The sequence below is a fragment of the Streptosporangium nanhuense genome (assembly GCF_059358815.1).
Genome location: NZ_JCADBG010000005.1, coordinates 46,844 through 64,111, shown reverse-complemented (window position 1 = coordinate 64,111; position 17,268 = coordinate 46,844). Strand labels below are relative to the sequence as shown.

The window sequence follows — 17,268 nt, the reverse complement described above, 5'->3', positions numbered from 1 at the left end:
GGTGGCGACCGGGCGGCCGGACGTCCGGCACGGACGTCCACCTCGCCGCGGGATTCGGCGCGGCGAGGAACGGCGACCGCGGAGCGGTGTAAGCACCGCCGCCCGCTCTCTCCTCGACACCTATCTCAGCTGATCCCGCAAGGTCGTCGTTCCGGACAGCAAGAGAGGAAGCAGTGTGTCACGGAGCTCAGCGGTGGTCCGGCAGATCCGTTCGTGAGCGGCGATCTTCTCGTTCAGCGCGCCGAGCGTCTCGCCTATCGACCGCTGTGCGTGCAGAGGCGGGAGCGCGACGGGAAGCGTGCGCAACACCCTGGTGCTGATACTGGGAATGGCAACACCCGCGGCGTTGCGGATGAACCAGTCCACGACCGCCGGATGGCTCAGATAGTGGTCGAGGTAGCGCGAATCCACAGACGTGCCGGAGCGAAGCCTGATGATTCCCGTGCTGATCACCCATCCCGCCTGCTTCCCGGTCACCAGGGCGTGCTTGCCCAGACTGCCTGTCCGCACGCACACGATGTCTCCGGCCATGAGCCGGTAACGGGACAGCTTCGCGGCCGCCTCCTCACTGATTCTGTCGGGAGCTCCGGTGAACCGGCCGTCGGCGATGTTTCTCGGCTTCATCACGGCGGCGGATGCGCCGGAGTCCCCCGGGATGGTGGGTCCTGCCTTCAGCTCGCAAATCTCTTCGAGCCGGGCCTCGGTCCAGCCGCCGGGCAATTCCCCTACGAGTGATCTCACCATTGCAGCCTTCCAAGCTCCCGCTCGGCTTGAGCGTCCGCCTCCGCCGCCTCTACGTGCAAGTAGCCGAGTCTCCGCAGCAGGGTTTCGACCGTATGTCTGTCGGCGGACGCGTCAATCGGCGCCGACACGACGTGTACGCGGGGGTTCAGGTTGTAATCCAGCCGGCGGAGGTTCTCGGTCCGCACCGAGACGGCCAGTCCGGGCTCGGGTTCCTCACCTTGCCGCCAACGGGAGACGATGTTCGCCAGCTCCCGGATGTCGGCACCGCTGAGCTCCCGCCGGGTACGGGTGATCATCTGTCCCATGCCCGAGGCGTCGACAAGAAGGACCTCCCCGCGCGACTCGTCGGGAGGTGTCAGCAACCAGACGGTGACGGCGATGGCCGTGGAGGGGAAAAGCCGGGACGGCAACGTGATCACGCCCTCGACGCAACCGGCCCTCACCAGATTCTCGCGGATCGCACGCTCCCGCTCGTTCTCGGAGAAGGTCGTGTTGGGCGGCATGACGACGCCTGCTCGTCCTCCCCGTGCGAGCAGGCCGACCACCCGTTGCAACCAGGCGAAGTTCGCGTTGTGCGCGGGCGGCGGCCCATAGGGCCACGATCCGTGGTGGGCCGGGTCACCGGAACACCAGCCGCTCATGTTGAAGGGAGGATTGGTGACGACGTAGTCGAAACGCGCCGAGGAAGGGATCGTTTCGCACAGGTCGTGGACTGAACGCGCTCCGAGTTCCGCCTCCACTCCGTGAAGTGCGAGGTTCATCTCCGCCAGCGCGAGCGATCGCACGTTGAACGTGTCACCGCGCAGCGAGGAAGGGGGCCGACCGGCCACTTCCCGCACGTGGGTCGCCACGGCTGCGAGCAGGCCGCCCGCTTCGCAGACCGGGTCGTAGACCGCTCCCGGCAGGTCTGGCGACAAGCTCTCGACCAGCACGCGCACCACGGATTCGGGAGTGTGGAACTCTCCGCCTCTGAAACCTTCCCGCACGGCGAACCATGCCAGCAATTCCCGAAACACCTCGGCGCCTTCTCGGTCGCGGACCACGTGGTCGACGGCGTCGGCGATACCGGTGAGTTCGCGACCGGACCAACTGGAGGTCCACGAGTCCCTGTAGGGAAGCCCGGGAAGCAGGCGTTCCAGTGCGAGCAGGCTCTCGGCCGCTCCCTCCCGGAAGCCGCGGGTCACGGCGGTCCAGCTGTCATCCTCACGTATACGCAGGTAGGCCAGGCCGAGCACGAGGTCTCGATACTGGGCCACCTCCACCGGGCCGCGCAGTCTGTCGAGCTTCTCCCATACGGTGTGCCTGTCCCCCGAAGCACGCTCCGTAGCGGGGAGGACGGGTACGTATTCGGTGGTCTCCTCGGGGCGCGCCACGAGATTCCCGCGAAAACGATCCCCGTAGGTCGAACCAACCCGCTCCCCCGGTACGAGCGCGTTGCTCGCGATCATGCGGCGATCGAGCCAGGCGCCGATGACCGACGCCTCGAAAAGCTCCTCGCCGCCGACCGAGACGGGCGGCGGGAAGTCGCGGTGGCGGCGTTCCCAGTTGGTCACAGCCGGACGTCGCACCTCCGCCAGCCGTGCGATGTCGGACCGGGACACGTAACCATCAGGCCTGTTCGTCACCGTGACCCTCCTTCGGCCTCCGTGCGAGGATTCCAGGCACCCGGTCGAATCGCCGCAACCACGGCGCGACCTCGGGCTCCAGATAGCCGAGAAGGCGATAGATCTTGGCATGATCGGCCGTCAGATGCCGATGGTGGATGGGCTCGTGGTGCATGATCCTGTTACGGAACAGCACCATCGCCTGAAGATTGTCGCGCAGTTCGCTGCGGCGGCCCGAATAGTGCGGGAAGGCCTTGTGCAGCGCCGGTACCCAGAAGTGCCGGTCGTAGGACTGACTCAGGAGCGACACCCAGAAGCCGAACGACAACTCGGCGAGCACGTCATCAGCCGTGAAGGGAACGCCGTTCCTGCGACTTCTGCGACGCAGATCGTCCTGCGCTTTGCCGATCTTGCAGGCGTCGTGCTTTCGCAGCGGCGCCACCTCCCACCAGTCGGCCCGGCCGTAGCGGGCGCGGAGCTGGTCGTGCTCCGCGTTCCGCAGCCCTATCTCCAGGCAGTGCAGGGGGCCGTAGAAGGCCTCCGACACCTCGACGTTCCAGCGGTACAACTGCCAGGCCCTCGCGACGTTCCGTCCGGAGGCGGCGAGGTAGGGGGCGAAGCGCGGTGTGGAGAACACTCGCTGGAACCATTCAGGCAGTTCGGAGGTCACGACCGCTCTTTCCGGGGGATCGACCTGTCAGGGATCGGAGGCTCCGGGTAAGGTGAATATGTAAGCCCCGGGTCCGCCTCTGCTTCGCATGCCGCCCGGGGCACGGCTTTTCCCACGCTGACCTCGGATCACCGCCCTTGGTGGGCTCCGCGTCCCGAAGATCTCCCCGTCACGAACGACGATATCCCTGCACCTATCGACGTGCAACCGTATTGCCATACAAAAACTGTTAACCCCTCTTGCGAGGGTTTCCGCGAAAAGGCCCTCCAGGTGCCCGCGATGGGAACACCGCCACCCGACGCCCCCCGGACTCCGCGACGCGCCGCACGGCCCCAGCCGTCGGTTTTTCGCGGACCGCGACGGCGAGCCGACCCCCCACGGACACCCGGGCACCCCTTCGACATGGATCAATACTCTCCGTGACCCGTGAAACGACTCGATAACACCACCTTGACGCAGACGGAGCTTTGCCTCTTAAATTTCAATATGAATTAAGCCTCGAAGTTGAGAAGTCACCACTCCTCGTGAGCGCTCACAAAGCGCGGGAGGGTGACTCGATGCGCAGAGGGCACACCGGCTGGGCCCCGCCGGGCAACGCCCCGGCGCCTCCGCCACCGACCGTCGCCCCGGCGCCGCTCGTCAGGCGACACATCCGCGTAACCACGCAAGGAGCGATCAAGGGATGACCCAGACCGACGACCGGACCGGCACCGGCCTGGCCCTGTTCCCGCCCGCTTTCCGCTGGGGGGTCGCCACCGCCGCCTACCAGATCGAGGGCGCCACCGCGGAGGACGGCCGCACCCCCTCCATCTGGGACACCTTCTCCAGGACCCCCGGCCGGGTGCACCTCGGGCAGACCGGCGACGTCGCCTGCGACCACTACCACCGCTACGCCGAGGACGTGGCCCTCATGAGGGACCTCGGCGTGGGCACCTACCGCTTCTCCATCTCCTGGCCCCGCATCAAGCCCGACGGCACCGGACCGGTGAACCCCCGCGGCCTCGACTTCTACGACCGGCTGGTGGACACCCTGCTGGCCGCCGGGATCGACCCGATGGCCACGCTGTACCACTGGGACCTGCCGCAGATCCTGGAGGACCGGGGCGGGTGGACCGCACGCGACACCGCCCACCACTTCGCCGGGTACGCGGAGGCGGTGTACGACCGGCTCGGAGACCGGGTCAGGACCTGGACCACCCTCAACGAGCCGTGGTGCTCGGCCTTCCTCGGGTACGGCACCGTCGACCAGGCTCCCGGCCGCGCCGAGCCGGCCTCGGCCTTCCTCGCGGCGCACCACCTGCTGCTCGGCCACGGCCTGGCGGCCCGCGCCCTGCGCGCGGCGGGCGCCAGGGAGGTCTCGGTCACGGTCAACCTCACCCCGGTCTCCCCCCGCGACCCGCAGGACCGGCACGACGTCGCGGCGGCCAGGCTCGTCGACGGCCTGCACAACCGGATCTTCCTCGACCCGATCGTGTACGGGCGCTACCCGGCCGACATGCTGGAGCACACGGCCCGCTTCACCGGCCTGGGCCACATCCTCGACGGCGACGAGGAGCTCATCGGCGCCCCGATCGACTTCCTGGGGGTCAACTACTACGCGCCGACCCACGTCGCGGCGAAGGTGGGCACGCCCTCCTCCGACCGCTTCCCCGGCACCGAGGGCGTCGAGCACCCCGAACCCGACCTGCCGGTGACCGGCATGGGCTGGCCCGTCGAGGCGGACGGCCTGCGCAGGCTCCTCGTGCGGCTGGCGCGGGACTACCCGTCCACCCCGCTGATGATCACCGAGAACGGCGCCGCCTACCCCGACTCCGCCGAGGACGGCAGGGTGGCCGACGCCGAGCGCGTCGACTACCTGCGCACCCATCTGCTCGCCGCCCACCAGGCGATCCAGGAGGGTGTCGACCTGCGCGGCTACCTGGCCTGGTCGCTGATGGACAACTTCGAGTGGGCCTACGGCTACGACAAGCGGTTCGGGCTGGTCCACGTCGACTACGACACCCAGACGCGCGTCCTCAAGGACAGCGCGCTGTGGTACGGCGGGGTCATCGGCAGGAACGGGATCTGACCGCAGGAATCCCGATATCACCTGACGCGGATGCTCCCCGCCCCAGAAAGGGAGCATCCGCGTCAGGTGACGTCGTACGGCCCGCCGGTCGCGTCACGCGGTGATCGCCAGCAGTTCCGGGTCCACCGGGTGGCGCAGCGGCAGGCCCGCCAGCGCCAGGAGCACCTCCTCCACCGCGCACGCCCCCAGCCTGGCCAGCTCGTTGCCCAGCGCCCCGGCGACGTGCGGGGTGAGGACGACGTTGGGCAGGTCCCACAGCACCGAGTCGGCGGGGACGACCTCGGGCTCGGTCACGTCGAGCACCGCCGACAGCCTGCCGGTGACCAACTCGGCGACGAGCGCCTCCTGGTCCACCAGGGAGCCCCTGGCGGTGTTGATGAGCGTCGCGCCGTCGCGCATCGCGGCCAGGCGGGCCGCGGTGACCATCCCCACCGTGGCCTCGGTGGCCGGGGCGTGCAGGGAGACGATGTCGGCGGCGGCGAACAGCTCGTCGACCCCGACCAGGCGCGCGCCGAGCTCCCGCGCGCCCCGGGCGTCCAGGTACGGATCGGCGACCAGCACGTCCAGGTCGAAGGGGGCGAGCAGTTCAGCGACCCTCCTGCCGATCCTGGAGGCCCCGACCAGGCCGACGGTCCTGCCGTAGTTGCCGTAGTCGCCGTAGTCGCGGTGGCCGTCGCGCCCCTGGTACAGGCGCAGGTCCACCTTCCTGGCCCGGTACTCGCGGGCGAGCGCGAGGACGGACTTGCCGGTGAGCAGGATCATCGCCACGGTGTACTCGGCGACCGGCAGGGCGTTCGCCGAGGCGGCCGAGCTCACCCGGATCCCCCGGGCGAACACGGCCTCGCCGACATGGCCCTTGACGCTCCCCGCCGCGTGCACGACGGCCCGCAGGCGCGGCGCGTGCCGCAGCACGGACTCGTCGATGAGCGGGCAGCCCCAGCCGGTGACCAGGACCTCCGCCCGCTCCAGGCGCGCCCGCGCCTCGTCGGAGGCGAAGTCGGTGAGCGGCGCCGCCAGGTCGGCCTCGGCGACCGCGCGGAGGCGGTCGGCGACGGCCGGGGGGAACAGGCGGGCGGGCAGCCCCGGGTACATCGCCGGCACCACCGAGGGCGGACCGGCGGTCACCGGCCGGCCCAGATCAGGCCGCGCCGGGTGAGCTCGTACACGGTGGGGTGCCGCAGGTCCTCCATCCGGTGGCCGACGGCGGAGAAGAAGACCTTCCCCCTCCCCCACCGGCGGGTCCAGACGACGGGCATGGTGGTCTGCGGGGAGACGAACCGGGTGGTGGCGAGGACCTCGTTGTGGGCGTCGGTGAGCATCCAGTACTGCTCGGTCTCGACGGTGAAGTCGTCCAGCCCGGCGACGATCGGGTGACCGGCGTGCGCGGGGTCGATGACGACGTCGTAGGTGAGGAAGTCCTCGGGGTGGTGCAGGAAGAGCCCGCCGACCATCCGCAGGTAGTCGTGGCTGCCGTCGAAGGTCGCCACCAGGCCGCCGTGCCAGCCGGCGAAGCCGGTGCCCGCGCGGACCGCGGACACCAGTCCCGCCTCCTGCTCCGGCGTCAGGACGCCGCCCGTCCAGCACTGCACGACCAGGTCGGTCCCGGCCAGCAGCGGCCCGTCGGCGTAGACCTCCAGGTCGTCGGCGGTCGTCACCTCGAAGCCCGCGGCGACCAGCTCGGGGACGAACAGGTCGGTCGCCTCGACGGGGACGTGCCCCTCCCAGCCGCCGCGGACGACCAGCGCCCTCCTCATCGGCGGCCGGCCGGGTCGCTCGCCCATTCGGGCAGGGTGAGCGGGGTGCGCTGGACCCCGATCCACTGGCGCCTGGTGAAGCCCGGCATCTGGTTCTCCGCTCCGTGTCGGGCGTGCGCGTCGTTGACGTGGACCTCGCCCGCCCGCAGCCGCTCGGCCACGTCCATGCCGCGCATCAGGTCGGCGGTGAACACCGAGTCCATCATCATCGGGTGCCGGTTGGCGAGCTCTACGGCCTCGTCCTCGGAGTCGACCACCGTCACCGGGATGACCGGCCCGAAGATCTCCTCGGTGAACGCGGGCATGTCCGGGGTCACGCCGGCCAGCACGGTGGGGCGGTAGAACAGCCCGTCGTAGGTGCCCCCGGTGACCAGCCGGGCGCCCTTGGCGATCGAGGGCGCGACGATCCGCTCGTGCAGCCGGTCCCGCTGGCCCTCGCTGATCAGCGGCCCCAGGTCGGTCTCCGGCGACATCGGGTCGCCCAGGCGCAAAGCCTCGACCCGCCTGGTCACGGCCTCCAGGTAGCGGTCGGCGACCTCGCGCACGACGATGTGCCTGCTGGAGCTGATGCACGTCTGCCCCTGGAACTCCAGGGAGGCGATCATGGCGTGGGACGCGGCCAGCTCGACGTCGGCGTCCTCCAGGACGATGAAGGCGTTGTCGCCGCCCAGCTCCAGGCGGATCGCGCGCAGGTCGGTGGCCGCGGAGGCCGCGATGGCCAGGCCGACCTCGCGGGAGCCGGTGAAGTCCAGCAGGTCCAGCCCCCGGTGGTCGGCCAGCGCCCAGCCGGCCTCGGGGCCGTCCCCGGTGACCACGTTGAACACCCCGGCGGGCAGCCCGGCGGCCTCGGCGGCCTCGGCCAGCACGTGGCCGCCGACCAGCGGGGTCAGCTCGGCGGGCTTGAGCACGATGGTGTTGCCGAACGCCAGGCCGGGCGCGACCATCCGCATGGCGAGGTTCATCGGGTAGTTCCACGGCGTGATGACGCCGATCACGCCCAGCGGCACCGCGCGCGACAGCGACAGCTTGCCCGCCTTGTACGGGGGCAGGATGTCCCCGGCGTTCTCGGTCGCCTGGACCGACGAGATGAGGAGCTGGCGGATGCTCGTGCCCACCTCGTCCTCGGCCTTGGCCCGCACCCCGCCCGTCTCGCGCATGCTCAGCTCGACCAGCTCGTCGTAGCGGCCCTGGAGGTGCTCGGCGACGCCCCGCAGGTATCCGGCCCGCTCCGGTGCCGAGAGGGCGGCCCAGGCGGGCTGCGCGGCGCGGGCGGCGGCGACGGCCCGGTCGACGTCGGCGGGACCTCCCAGCGCGTACGTGCCGATCGGCGCGCCGGTCGCCTTCTCGTGCACGGGGGCGGTGCCTCCTGAGGCGGCGTCCTGGAATGTCCCGTCGATGTACAACCTGCCCACAGCCATCCCCTACATCATTATTACTCTTAGTACAGAATGCAAAATAAGTGCTGAACGGAGGCCGCGTCAACAGTCCCGGAAGCCTGGGAAAGCGGTTGCCGACGCCTCCCCGGAATCAGGCGGGCGCGTGCCCGGCCGGGGCCGGGGCCGCGACGCGGCCCGCGGGGCGCACCGCGTGGCTGCGCAGCAGGAAGTCCTCGACGACCAGGGTGGCCGCGCCCAGGGCGACCGCCTCGGCGCCGAGCTTGCCCAGCTCGATCGACGCCTGCGAGAAGGGCAGCGGCAGGGAGTACCGGGCGGCGGCGGCGCGGATCTCGGGGAGGAACCTCCGCCCGAGGAGGGAGCCGGCCCAGCCCCCGAGGATGACGCGCTCGGGGTTGAAGAGGTTGATCAGGTTGGCCAGCCCGGCCCCCAGGCAGCGGACGGCCTCGTCGAGCGCGGGCCGCGCCAGCGGGTCGGCGAGGAGTTCGGCGAAGACCCTCTCCTCGTCGTCACCCCCCAGGTCCCTGCCCGCCCCGGCCAGGATCGCCTCGGCGCCGATGTAGGCCTCCAGGCAGCCCTGGCCGCCGCAGCGGCAGGGGCGCCCGTCGAGGACGATCTTCGTGTGACCCCACTCGCCCGCGCCGCTCGCCGTTCCCCGGTAGGTGACGCCGCCGTTGATGATGCTCGCCCCGGCCCCCGTGCCGATGAAGGTCATGACCAGGTGCTGGGCGCCCTTGCCCGCGCCGAACCAGAGCTCGGCCTGGCCGGTCGTCTTGACGCCGTTGTCGGCGAAGACCGGGAGCGAGGTGCCCTCGCGGATGAGCGCGCCCAGGGGGACGCCGTCCCAGCCGAACGCGCGGGCGTGGATGAGCAGGTCGGAACCCTGCTCGGCGACGCCGGGAACGCCGAGGCCCATGCCGAGCACCTCGGACTCCGTGGCGCCGGCGTCGGACAGGACCGCCTCCAGGCCGTCGAGGACGTGCCGGGCCACCACCGCCGGTTCGTGGTGACTGGGGTCGAGGGCGAACTCCTTCCTCGCCCGCTCCCGCATCGCCAGGTCGTACAGCTCCACGCGGACGCGCGTCTCCCCGACGCCCACCCCGACGACGTATCCGTACGAGGGGTCGACCTTGAGCATGATCCGCGGCCGGCCGCCGTCGGAGTCGACGGAGCCGGTCTCCACCACGATGCCGTCCGTGATGAGGTCGCCGATCACGTTGCTGACCGTCGCGGCGCTGAGACCGGTCAGCTGGGCCAGGTCGTGCCTGCTCAGCTCGCCGGCGAAGTACAGCGTCCACAGGACCACGGACCGGTTGCCCTTGCGAACGTCGCGAAGGGTCCCCCGCTGTGGACGGCTCATTCTTCTCCCCGGGGAAGTAATTTCAGATGTTAGTACAACTACTCTAGCCACTGCCCGACCTGGCTTTTCTGCCGCGCCCCACCTGCCGGGGAACGGTCCGGCGGGTACCGGGCGTGAGGAGAGTTTCCCAGGTCGCGCCGCGCGTCGCCACGCCCGCCGACACCATGGGACGGCCAAGGAGAGGACCCCGCTCTCCTGGGCCTGGACGGCTCCGGTTGTTAGGCTCGACCACCAAGCAAGTGCTCACTTTAAGACACCGGGACGGGCGATGGCGGAAGACGGCGGGACCAGGGGTCGTGTGGACACGTACGGGCACTGCGACCCACGGTTCTCGCGGGTACGGGAGGTGTTCGACGCGCACTTCGCCGGCGGCGAGGAGCTGGGCGCGTCGTTCGCGGTCTTCCTGGACGGCGAGCCGGTCGTGGACCTGTGGGGCGGGGTCGCCGACCGCCGCGACGGGCGGGCCTGGGAGCGCGACACCCCCGTGCTGGCGTACTCGTGCACCAAGGCGGTGACCGCGACGGCCGCGCAGCTGCTGGCCGAGCGCGGCCTGCTCGACGTCACCGCGCCGGTCGCGGACGTCTGGCCGGAGTTCGCGCGGCGCGGCAAGGAGCGCGTCACCGTCGAGCACCTCCTCACCCACCAGGCGGGGCTGCCCGCGATCGAGGAACAGGTCCCGGTCGAGGAGTTCGAGGACCAGGCCGCCATCGCGGACCGGCTGGCCGGGCAGGAGCCGATCTGGGAGCCGGGCACCGCGCACGGCTACCACGCGCTGACGTACGGGTTCCTGGTCGGCGAGGTGGTCCGCAGGGTGTCGGGCAAGTCCGTGAGCGAGATCGTGGCCACCGAGATCTCCGGTCCCCTCGGCCTGGAGCTCTGGGTCGGCGCCCCGGACGACGTGGCGGCGCGGGCGGCCCGGCTGTCCGCCGGGGAACGCCCCGCGGAACCCACAGCACCCGCGCCCACGGAGCCCGCAGCACCCGCGCCGGTGGCGGAGCTGCCGGGGCAGGGGCCGGGGGACCCGCTCTACGAGATGGCCAGGGCCTCGCTCGACAGGGACAGCCTGATGAACCGGGCCCTGGGCAACCCGCCGATCCACAGGCTGCGGGGCGGCGCCAACCACCCGGTCGTCCTGCGCGCGGGCTGGCCCGCGATGGGCGCCGTCACCACCGCGCGGGGCCTGGCGGGCTTCTACCGCGACCTGGTCTCCGGACGGATCCTGCGCCCGGAGACCCTGCGAAACGCGACGCGCAGGAGGGTGAGCGGCCCGGACAGGGTGCTGTTCGTCGACAGCTCCTTCGGGCTGGGCTACATGCGCCCGTCGATGACCTTCCTCACCCCCGCGAGGGGCGCGGAGACCGCGTTCGGCCACACCGGCATGGGCGGGTCACTGGGCCTCGGCGACGACGAGCACGGCCTGGGCCTGGCGTACACGATGAACAGGATGGCGGGCGCCGCCGCGGGCAACCTCCGCGCCTACCGCCTGGCCGAGGCCGTCTACGAGTCGCTCCCGGCTCGCTGACCCCCGCCCCTTCGACGCGCCGATCCCCGGCACGCTCCGCTACCGAGCACGATTCCAGCGTCACCCTCCGCAAAAGTTGACCAATCGTGACAACCAACCGCATGGGTGAGACCGTCGAACAAGTCGACGGCACTCGGAAGGGGACGGGATGGTTCCGGGATACCGCGAGGTTCGGGAGCTCGGCGTCGGCGGGGGCGGGCGCGTGGTGCTGGCCACGTACGCCCCCACGGGCGCCTACGTGGCCATCAAATACCTCAACGAGACCCTGAAGGACGACCACCGCTTCCTGGCGCGCTTCCGCGCCGAGGCGCGCGTCATGGTGGAGCTGCAGGACCCGAACGTGGTCCAGCTCTACGAGTACTACGAGGACGTGCTCGAGGCCGCGATCGTGATGGAGCTCGTCGACGGGGTCGCGCTCAGGCGGATCCTGTCCGAGCACGGCAGCACGAGCCCGGAGGCGGCGCTGACCGTGCTCAAGGGCTCGCTGCTCGGCCTGGCCTTCGCGCACGCCGCCGGTGTCGTGCACCGCGACTACAAGCCCGAGAACGTGCTGATCCAGGCCGACGGCGGCAGCAAGCTGGCCGACTTCGGCATCGCCGCCCACGTCGGGGAGGCCGGGATGACCGCCGGCACCCCGGCCTACATGGCCCCCGAGCAGTGGGAGGGGGCGCCGGCGAGCACGGCGACCGACGTCTACGCGGCCACGTGCGTGTTCTTCGAGTGCCTCACCGGGCGCAGGCCCTACCTCGCCGACCACCGCCTGGTGCTGATGCACCGCCACCGGCACGAGGCGATCCCGGTGGAGGAGGTGCCGAGCTCGGTGCGCGGGCTGGTCATGCGGGGCATGGCCAAGAATCCGGCGGACCGGCCGCAGAGCGCGCGGGCGTTCCTGGAGGAGCTGGAGGCGGCGGCGCTGGCGGCGTACGGGCCGGAGTGGGAGCAGCGCGGGCGGCGGCACCTGGCCGAGCTCGCCACGCTGCTGGCGCTGGCGTTCCCGCTGGCCAAGCCCGCGCCGAAGGCCGCGTCCTCGGTCGCCCAGACGGTGCTCGGCCGGGTGGGGCGGGTGCGCCGCCCCCGGCTGGGCCCCAGGACCCTGGCCGGGCTCGGGGTGATCACCGTCGCGATGACCGCGGGGGTGATCGCGGCCAACCGGCCGCAGGACCGGCTCTCCGCCGACACGATCTTCACCCCGCCGCCCAGCTCCGCGATGATCGAGGAGACCCCCGCGCAGCGGCGGCGGAGCGAGGTCTCGGCGCCTCCCGAGCCCTCCGCCGGGCCGGGCCGCCCCTCGGGGAGCGCCGCCGCCAAGAAGCCCGCGCCCTCCCCGAACGGCGCGAACCCCGGCCAGGTCACAGCGTCCCCGTCGTCCCCGTCGTCCCCGTCTCCGGCCCCGACGCGGACGCTGGTCCCCTCGTCTCCCTCACGGCCCTCGCCGCCCTTCCCGACCGGATCGCAGCCTCCGCCCCCGCTGCCCACGTCCTCGCGGACCACGGCCCCCACCCGCAGGCCCACGCCCCTGCCCACGTTCACCCGGTCACCGGCACCGGACCCCACGGGGACGGGGGCGCCGGGGCCCGTGCACGCGGTCGGCGGCCTGAGGATCGTGGGAATCGACGCGCACGGGACCACGGTCGGCTTCCGCGCCTCCACCACGGGCGACGTCGGGGTGACCGTCACCTTCGCCGAGGGGCCCGACCGCGACAGGCTCGTCCGGGCGGGTTCGAGCACCTCCGTGATCGGCGGGCTGAGGACCTACTCGCACACCGTCCCGCACACCTTCACCGTCCCGGCCTGCGGGCAGACCCTCTACCGCCGGGTCACGGTCTCCACCTCGCCCCGCTTCCCGGGCGGGACGGTCAGCCGCACGGAGAGGGTGCGCGGCGAGGCGTGCGCGCCCCCCGAGGTCTCGATCACCTCCTTCGACGGCAGCACGGTCGGCTTCCGGGTGAGGACCTCCAGCACCTCGGCGGTGATCGTGCGGCTCGGGTTCGCGCAGCGGCTCGGGGACACGCGCGAGGTGCTGTCCGGCGGCACGCGGGAGCTGGAGCTGTCCGGCGACACCGAGTACGACCGGGAGGTGGCCGGGGAGTTCGCCGATCCGCCCCGGTGCGGGGGACACCTCACCCGGCTGGTGACGATCACCACCGTGCCCGGGGGCGACACGCCCTCCCGGGCCGCCCGGATCGACCTGCCCTCCTGCGACCCCGACCCGGGCCCCGGGCCTGACGCCGGCCCTGAAACGACCCCGGAGACGAGCACGGACCCCGGCCCGCGGGAACCCCGGGACTCGGAGAGTCCCCCCGGGAACAGGCCCCTGGTGGACGTCGACCTGGGCGGCCTCCTGGACCGCGTCCTGTGAGGTGACCGAGCCCGCACCGGCGCGGCGGCCCGCGCCTCACCGGCATTCGCCCAGCTCATGGGGTACGCGCGGGCAAACGGCCTGCGCATAGTGTGGATTGTGCCGGCCGGATGCCGAAGCCGGCGTGAGGCGCTGGTGGACGCTGATGGATGAGCTGGCATCGGCCACCCCGAGGCGGTGGCAGGCGACGGACCTGCCCCCCGAGGTGACCAGTTTCGTGGGGCGTCGGCACGAGATGGCCGAGGTCAAACGACTGCTGTCCGGAGCGCACGTGGTGACCCTCACCGGTCCCGGCGGGGTCGGCAAGACCCGGCTGGCCCTGCGCGTCGCCGCCGACGTCCAGCGGGCCTTTCCCGACGGGGTGTGGCTGGTCGAGCTCGCCGGGCTGGAGAACCCCGAGCTGCTCGCCGGATCGGTGAACGAGGCCCTGGCGATCAGGGACGTCTCCCACCGGCCGCCCGTGGAGGTGCTCATCGACCACCTGCGGGACAAGCGGGCACTGCTGATCCTCGACAACTGCGAGCACCTCCTGCGGGCCTGCGCCGTGCTGGCCGGGACCCTGGTGCGCGCGGCCCCCTCCCTGCGGATCCTCGCCACCAGCCGGCAGGCGCTGGACATCTCCGGCGAGCAGACACTGGTCGTGCCCACCCTGCCGCTGCCGTCACTGCCGGGCCCCGGCCGTCCAGGGGCGTCCACCGAACCGTCGGCACAGTCGGAGGCGGTGCGCCTGTTCGTCGAGCGGGCCACCGCCGTACTGCCGGATTTCACGCTCACCGCGGCGAACCGGTCCGCGGTGGAGCGGATCTGCCGTCGGCTGGACGGCATCCCGCTCGCGATCGAGCTGGCGGCCGTGCGGCTGCGCGCCCTCTCCCCCGAGGAGCTGCTGGCCCGGCTGGACGACCGGTTCCGGCTGCTCACCGGCGGCTCGCCCGCGACGCTGCCCCGCCAGCAGACACTGCGCGCGCTGATCGACTGGAGCTACGCCCTGTGCACCGAGAAGGAGCAGCTGCTGTGGGAGCGCGCCTCGGTGTTCACCGACGGCCTGGACCTCACCGCGGCCGAGGCGATCTGCTCGGGGGACGACATCGAACGCGAGGAGGTGGTCGACCTGGTGATCGGGCTGGTGGGCAAGTCGATCCTGATCCGGGAGGACCCTCCCCCGGGGTCCACCGCGACCCGCTACCGGCTGCTGGAGACGATCAGGCAGTACGGCAGGGAGAAACTCGTGGCCTCGGGGCAGGAGGGCGCCCTGCGGCGGCTGCACCGCGACCACTACCGGCGGCTGGCGGCGGAGGCGTACGCGGCGCGGTTCGGCCCGCTCCAGGTGTCCTGGCTGGGCAGACTGAAGCTCGACCACGCCAACCTGCGGACCGCGCTGGAGTACTGCTTCGGCGAGCCCGGGGAGGCCTCCGCCGGTCTGGGCATGGCCACCGACCTGCTCTACCACTGGATCACGAGCCACTACCTCAGGGAGGGGCGCCGCTGGCTGGATCTAAGCCTCCTCTGCGGCGACGGCTCCGGCGAGATCCGGGGCCGCGCGCTGTGGTCCAACAGCTGGCTGGCCATCATCCAGGCCGACGTCGTCTCCGCCGCGGCGATGCTGGAGGAGGCCGGGAAGCTCGGCGGGAGTCCCGGGCGCGAGCCGGTCCTGGCCTACGTCGCGCTCTACTCGGGGATGATCGCCATGTTCCGGGGAGACGCCGACCTCGCGATCGGCCTGTACGAGGAGGCGGTGGCGCGCCACCGCGCCGACGACGACCCGGCGGGCCAGGCGCTGGCGCTCGTCCGGCTCTGCCTCGTCCACTCCTTCCGTGACGACTGGCCCGCCTCCGTCGCCGCCGGGGAGGAGTGCATCGCGCTGTGCGACGCCCACGAGGAGGGCTGGCACCGGGCGTACGCGATGATGGCGCTCGGCCTCGGGGTCTGGCGCCAGGGCGACGCCTCGCGCGCCGCCGAGCTGGAGAAGGAGAGCCTGAGGTTCAACCGCTCCCTCGACGATCTCCTGGGGGTCGGCGTCAACCTGGAGGTGCTGGCCTGGATCGCCGCCGCGAACGACGACCACCAGCGGGCGGCCAGGTTGCTGGGGGTGCTGGAGACGGTCTGGCAGACGATCGGGGCTCCGCTGTCCGGTTTCGGGCACCTGACGCGCTACCACGACGAGTGCGAGGAGCGCACCCGCGAGGCCCTCGGCAAGCAGGGCTTCGACGCCCTGGTCAGGCAGGGCTCGAAGATGCGGTGCGAGGAGGCCGTCGCCTTCGCCCTGGAGGAGGAGGCGCCCCGCGACGAGCCCTCCGGCGAGGCCGAGGCGCCGTCGCCGCTGACCCGCAGGGAGACGGAGATCGCCAAGCTCGTCGCCCAGGGGCTGAGCAACAAGGAGATCGCGGCCTCGCTGACGATCGCCCAGCGCACCGCGGAAGGTCACGTCGAGCACATCATGACCAAGCTCGGCTTCCACTCGCGGGCCCAGATCGCCGTCTGGACCGGCGAGCGCATCCGGAACGCGGACGGCAACGGGAACCACCCGCCCGGCGCCTGACGGGCGGGAACGGGGACGGGGACGGGGACGGCGTACAAGATGGGACGCCGGAGCCGACGAGTGCGATGATCCCGTCGGCTCCGGCGCCCGGCCGGAACCGGGTCGGGGGACACGGTTCCGGCCTTCGGAGGTGGTATGTGTGCCCGGCTTCCCGAGGAGGCGCGCGGGCGGGCCCGGGGTTTCATCGGCCCGTGTTCCGGAGCGGCTTGCCCAAGGGGCTTTCCCGGGCGGCGCGTGCGGCCGGTCTCGCGCGGTCGGCTCTCGGCGGGTGCGTCCGGCCCGGTGGCCGTACGTCGCGGAGGCGGCGCGTCGATCGACCTCGCGGTCAGGCCTCGGCGGAGTTCGCGGTGGTGAGCTCGAACCAGACGGCCTTGCCGTCGGTCGTACGGGCGCTGCCCCAGCAGCAGGACAGGAGTTCGAGCAGGTGCAGTCCTCGTCCCCGCTCCTCGTCGTCGCGTGCCCGGCAGGCGCGGGGCAGGAGGGAGTCGGGGTCCGCGTCCTCGACCTCGCAGCGCAGCAGGCCGTCCTGGAAGGAGAGGACGAACCCGATGGTCCCCCGCGAGTGGCGCAGCGCGTTGGTGACCAGCTCGCTGACGAGCAGCTCGGCGACCGTACTGTGCTCGTGCAGTCCCCAGTCCGCCAGGCAGGCGCGGGTCAGATGGCGCGCCTGGGGCACGGATGCCGACTCGGGCGCGAAGGAGCACCACGTCTCCTGGCCGTACGGTGTTCCGAGAAGGGCGTTCATGAGCGTTCACCTATGTGGTCGGCGGTTACCTCGATCAGGTGTGGTTCGCCCGCGTGTCCGCCACCGGAGACCGTCGGCCGCCGCGGGGTCGTCCGCCCGCGGGGCGTGTCCGGTCCCGAGCCGGTGGGCACACGCGGCGGGATCATGCCGCTTGCACCAAGGAGACGCGGTGCAGAGGCATACCGTGGACGGGGGTGCTGCGTCCGTCGGGCATGAGTGCTCCGGTGTCGTCGAAGACCACGACACCGTTGCAGAGCAGGCCCCACCCCTGCTCGGGGTGGAAGGCCACGAGAGCCGCGGCTTCGTGATCGGGTGCGCTTGCGAGTGGGCAGCGCGGCTGGTGTTGACACATGGCTCGTACCTTTTGACCTTTGCTGGTTGCTGTTGAGCCTTTCCTGGTGTGACCAGCATCTCTCAGCGCCCCTACCTGCATAGCGGGATAAATACCCATATGTCTACCTATTTCGCCAGAAGGTAAAGAAACCGGGCGCGGACGCAAAGAACGATCGGCA

Annotated in this window: 13 protein-coding genes; 4 read left to right on the top strand and 9 right to left on the bottom strand. The window is 71.6% G+C overall.

The window, feature by feature from the left end:
• Positions 1–120: 120 nt before the first annotated feature.
• Genes AC5L38_RS12020 through AC5L38_RS12010 form a run of 3 tightly spaced genes read right to left on the bottom strand, consistent with a single transcriptional unit; the run spans position 121 to position 3,018 of the window.
• The gene (locus AC5L38_RS12020; protein WP_495242842.1) at positions 121–744 is read right to left on the bottom strand and encodes a restriction endonuclease subunit S; all 624 of its coding nucleotides are present in this window, start codon (positions 742–744) and stop codon (positions 121–123) included.
• Positions 738–2,369 (bottom strand): N-6 DNA methylase, encoded by a 1,632-nt coding sequence (locus tag AC5L38_RS12015; protein ID WP_495242841.1) that lies wholly within the window; start codon positions 2,367–2,369, stop codon positions 738–740. Before AC5L38_RS12015 ends, AC5L38_RS12020 begins: the two co-directional genes overlap by 7 nt.
• Entirely contained in the window at positions 2,353–3,018 is a 666-nt protein-coding gene (locus AC5L38_RS12010) for a hypothetical protein (RefSeq protein WP_495242840.1), read from the bottom strand. The genes AC5L38_RS12015 and AC5L38_RS12010 overlap by 17 nt, the downstream gene beginning before the upstream one ends.
• A gap of 682 nt (positions 3,019–3,700) precedes the next feature.
• Between AC5L38_RS12010 and AC5L38_RS12005 the strand changes: the two genes are divergently transcribed.
• Positions 3,701–5,086 carry a GH1 family beta-glucosidase gene (locus AC5L38_RS12005; RefSeq protein ID WP_495242839.1) on the top strand — a complete coding sequence of 462 codons (1,386 nt, stop codon included), beginning with the start codon at positions 3,701–3,703 and terminating at the stop codon, positions 5,084–5,086.
• 93 nt (positions 5,087–5,179) lie between these two features.
• Here AC5L38_RS12005 and AC5L38_RS12000 read toward each other — a convergent pair whose 3' ends face one another.
• The 4 genes from AC5L38_RS12000 to AC5L38_RS11985 form a co-directional block, all read right to left on the bottom strand.
• Positions 5,180–6,211 (bottom strand): hydroxyacid dehydrogenase, encoded by a 1,032-nt coding sequence (locus AC5L38_RS12000; protein WP_495242838.1) that lies wholly within the window; start codon positions 6,209–6,211, stop codon positions 5,180–5,182.
• Complete coding sequence (locus AC5L38_RS11995; RefSeq protein ID WP_495242837.1) at positions 6,208–6,867, bottom strand: ThuA domain-containing protein; 660 nt, start codon at positions 6,865–6,867, stop codon at positions 6,208–6,210. Before AC5L38_RS11995 ends, AC5L38_RS12000 begins: the two co-directional genes overlap by 4 nt.
• A complete protein-coding gene (locus AC5L38_RS11990) occupies positions 6,837–8,258 on the bottom strand; it encodes an aldehyde dehydrogenase family protein (RefSeq protein WP_495242836.1) in 1,422 nt (473 codons plus the stop codon). Before AC5L38_RS11990 ends, AC5L38_RS11995 begins: the two co-directional genes overlap by 31 nt.
• Positions 8,259–8,367: 109 nt before the next feature.
• Entirely contained in the window at positions 8,368–9,594 is a 1,227-nt protein-coding gene (locus AC5L38_RS11985; RefSeq protein ID WP_495242835.1) for an ROK family transcriptional regulator, read from the bottom strand.
• A gap of 268 nt (positions 9,595–9,862) precedes the next feature.
• On the opposite strand from AC5L38_RS11985, the gene AC5L38_RS11980 reads away from it, so the two are divergent.
• From AC5L38_RS11980 to AC5L38_RS11970, 3 genes are all read left to right on the top strand, one after another.
• On the top strand, positions 9,863–11,116 hold the full coding sequence (locus AC5L38_RS11980) for a serine hydrolase domain-containing protein (RefSeq protein WP_495242834.1): 1,254 nt from the start codon (positions 9,863–9,865) through the stop codon (positions 11,114–11,116).
• 148 nt (positions 11,117–11,264) lie between these two features.
• Complete coding sequence (locus tag AC5L38_RS11975; protein ID WP_495242833.1) at positions 11,265–13,475, top strand: protein kinase domain-containing protein; 2,211 nt, start codon at positions 11,265–11,267, stop codon at positions 13,473–13,475.
• Positions 13,476–13,620: 145 nt separating this feature from the next.
• Positions 13,621–16,011, top strand: coding sequence for an ATP-binding protein (locus AC5L38_RS11970; protein WP_495242832.1), 2,391 nt, complete (start codon positions 13,621–13,623; stop codon positions 16,009–16,011).
• A gap of 325 nt (positions 16,012–16,336) precedes the next feature.
• Here AC5L38_RS11970 and AC5L38_RS11965 read toward each other — a convergent pair whose 3' ends face one another.
• Entirely contained in the window at positions 16,337–16,756 is a 420-nt protein-coding gene (locus tag AC5L38_RS11965) for an ATP-binding protein (RefSeq protein WP_495242831.1), read from the bottom strand.
• 142 nt (positions 16,757–16,898) lie between these two features.
• A complete protein-coding gene (locus AC5L38_RS11960) occupies positions 16,899–17,108 on the bottom strand; it encodes a DUF5999 family protein (RefSeq protein WP_495243117.1) in 210 nt (69 codons plus the stop codon).
• Positions 17,109–17,268 lie beyond the last annotated feature (160 nt).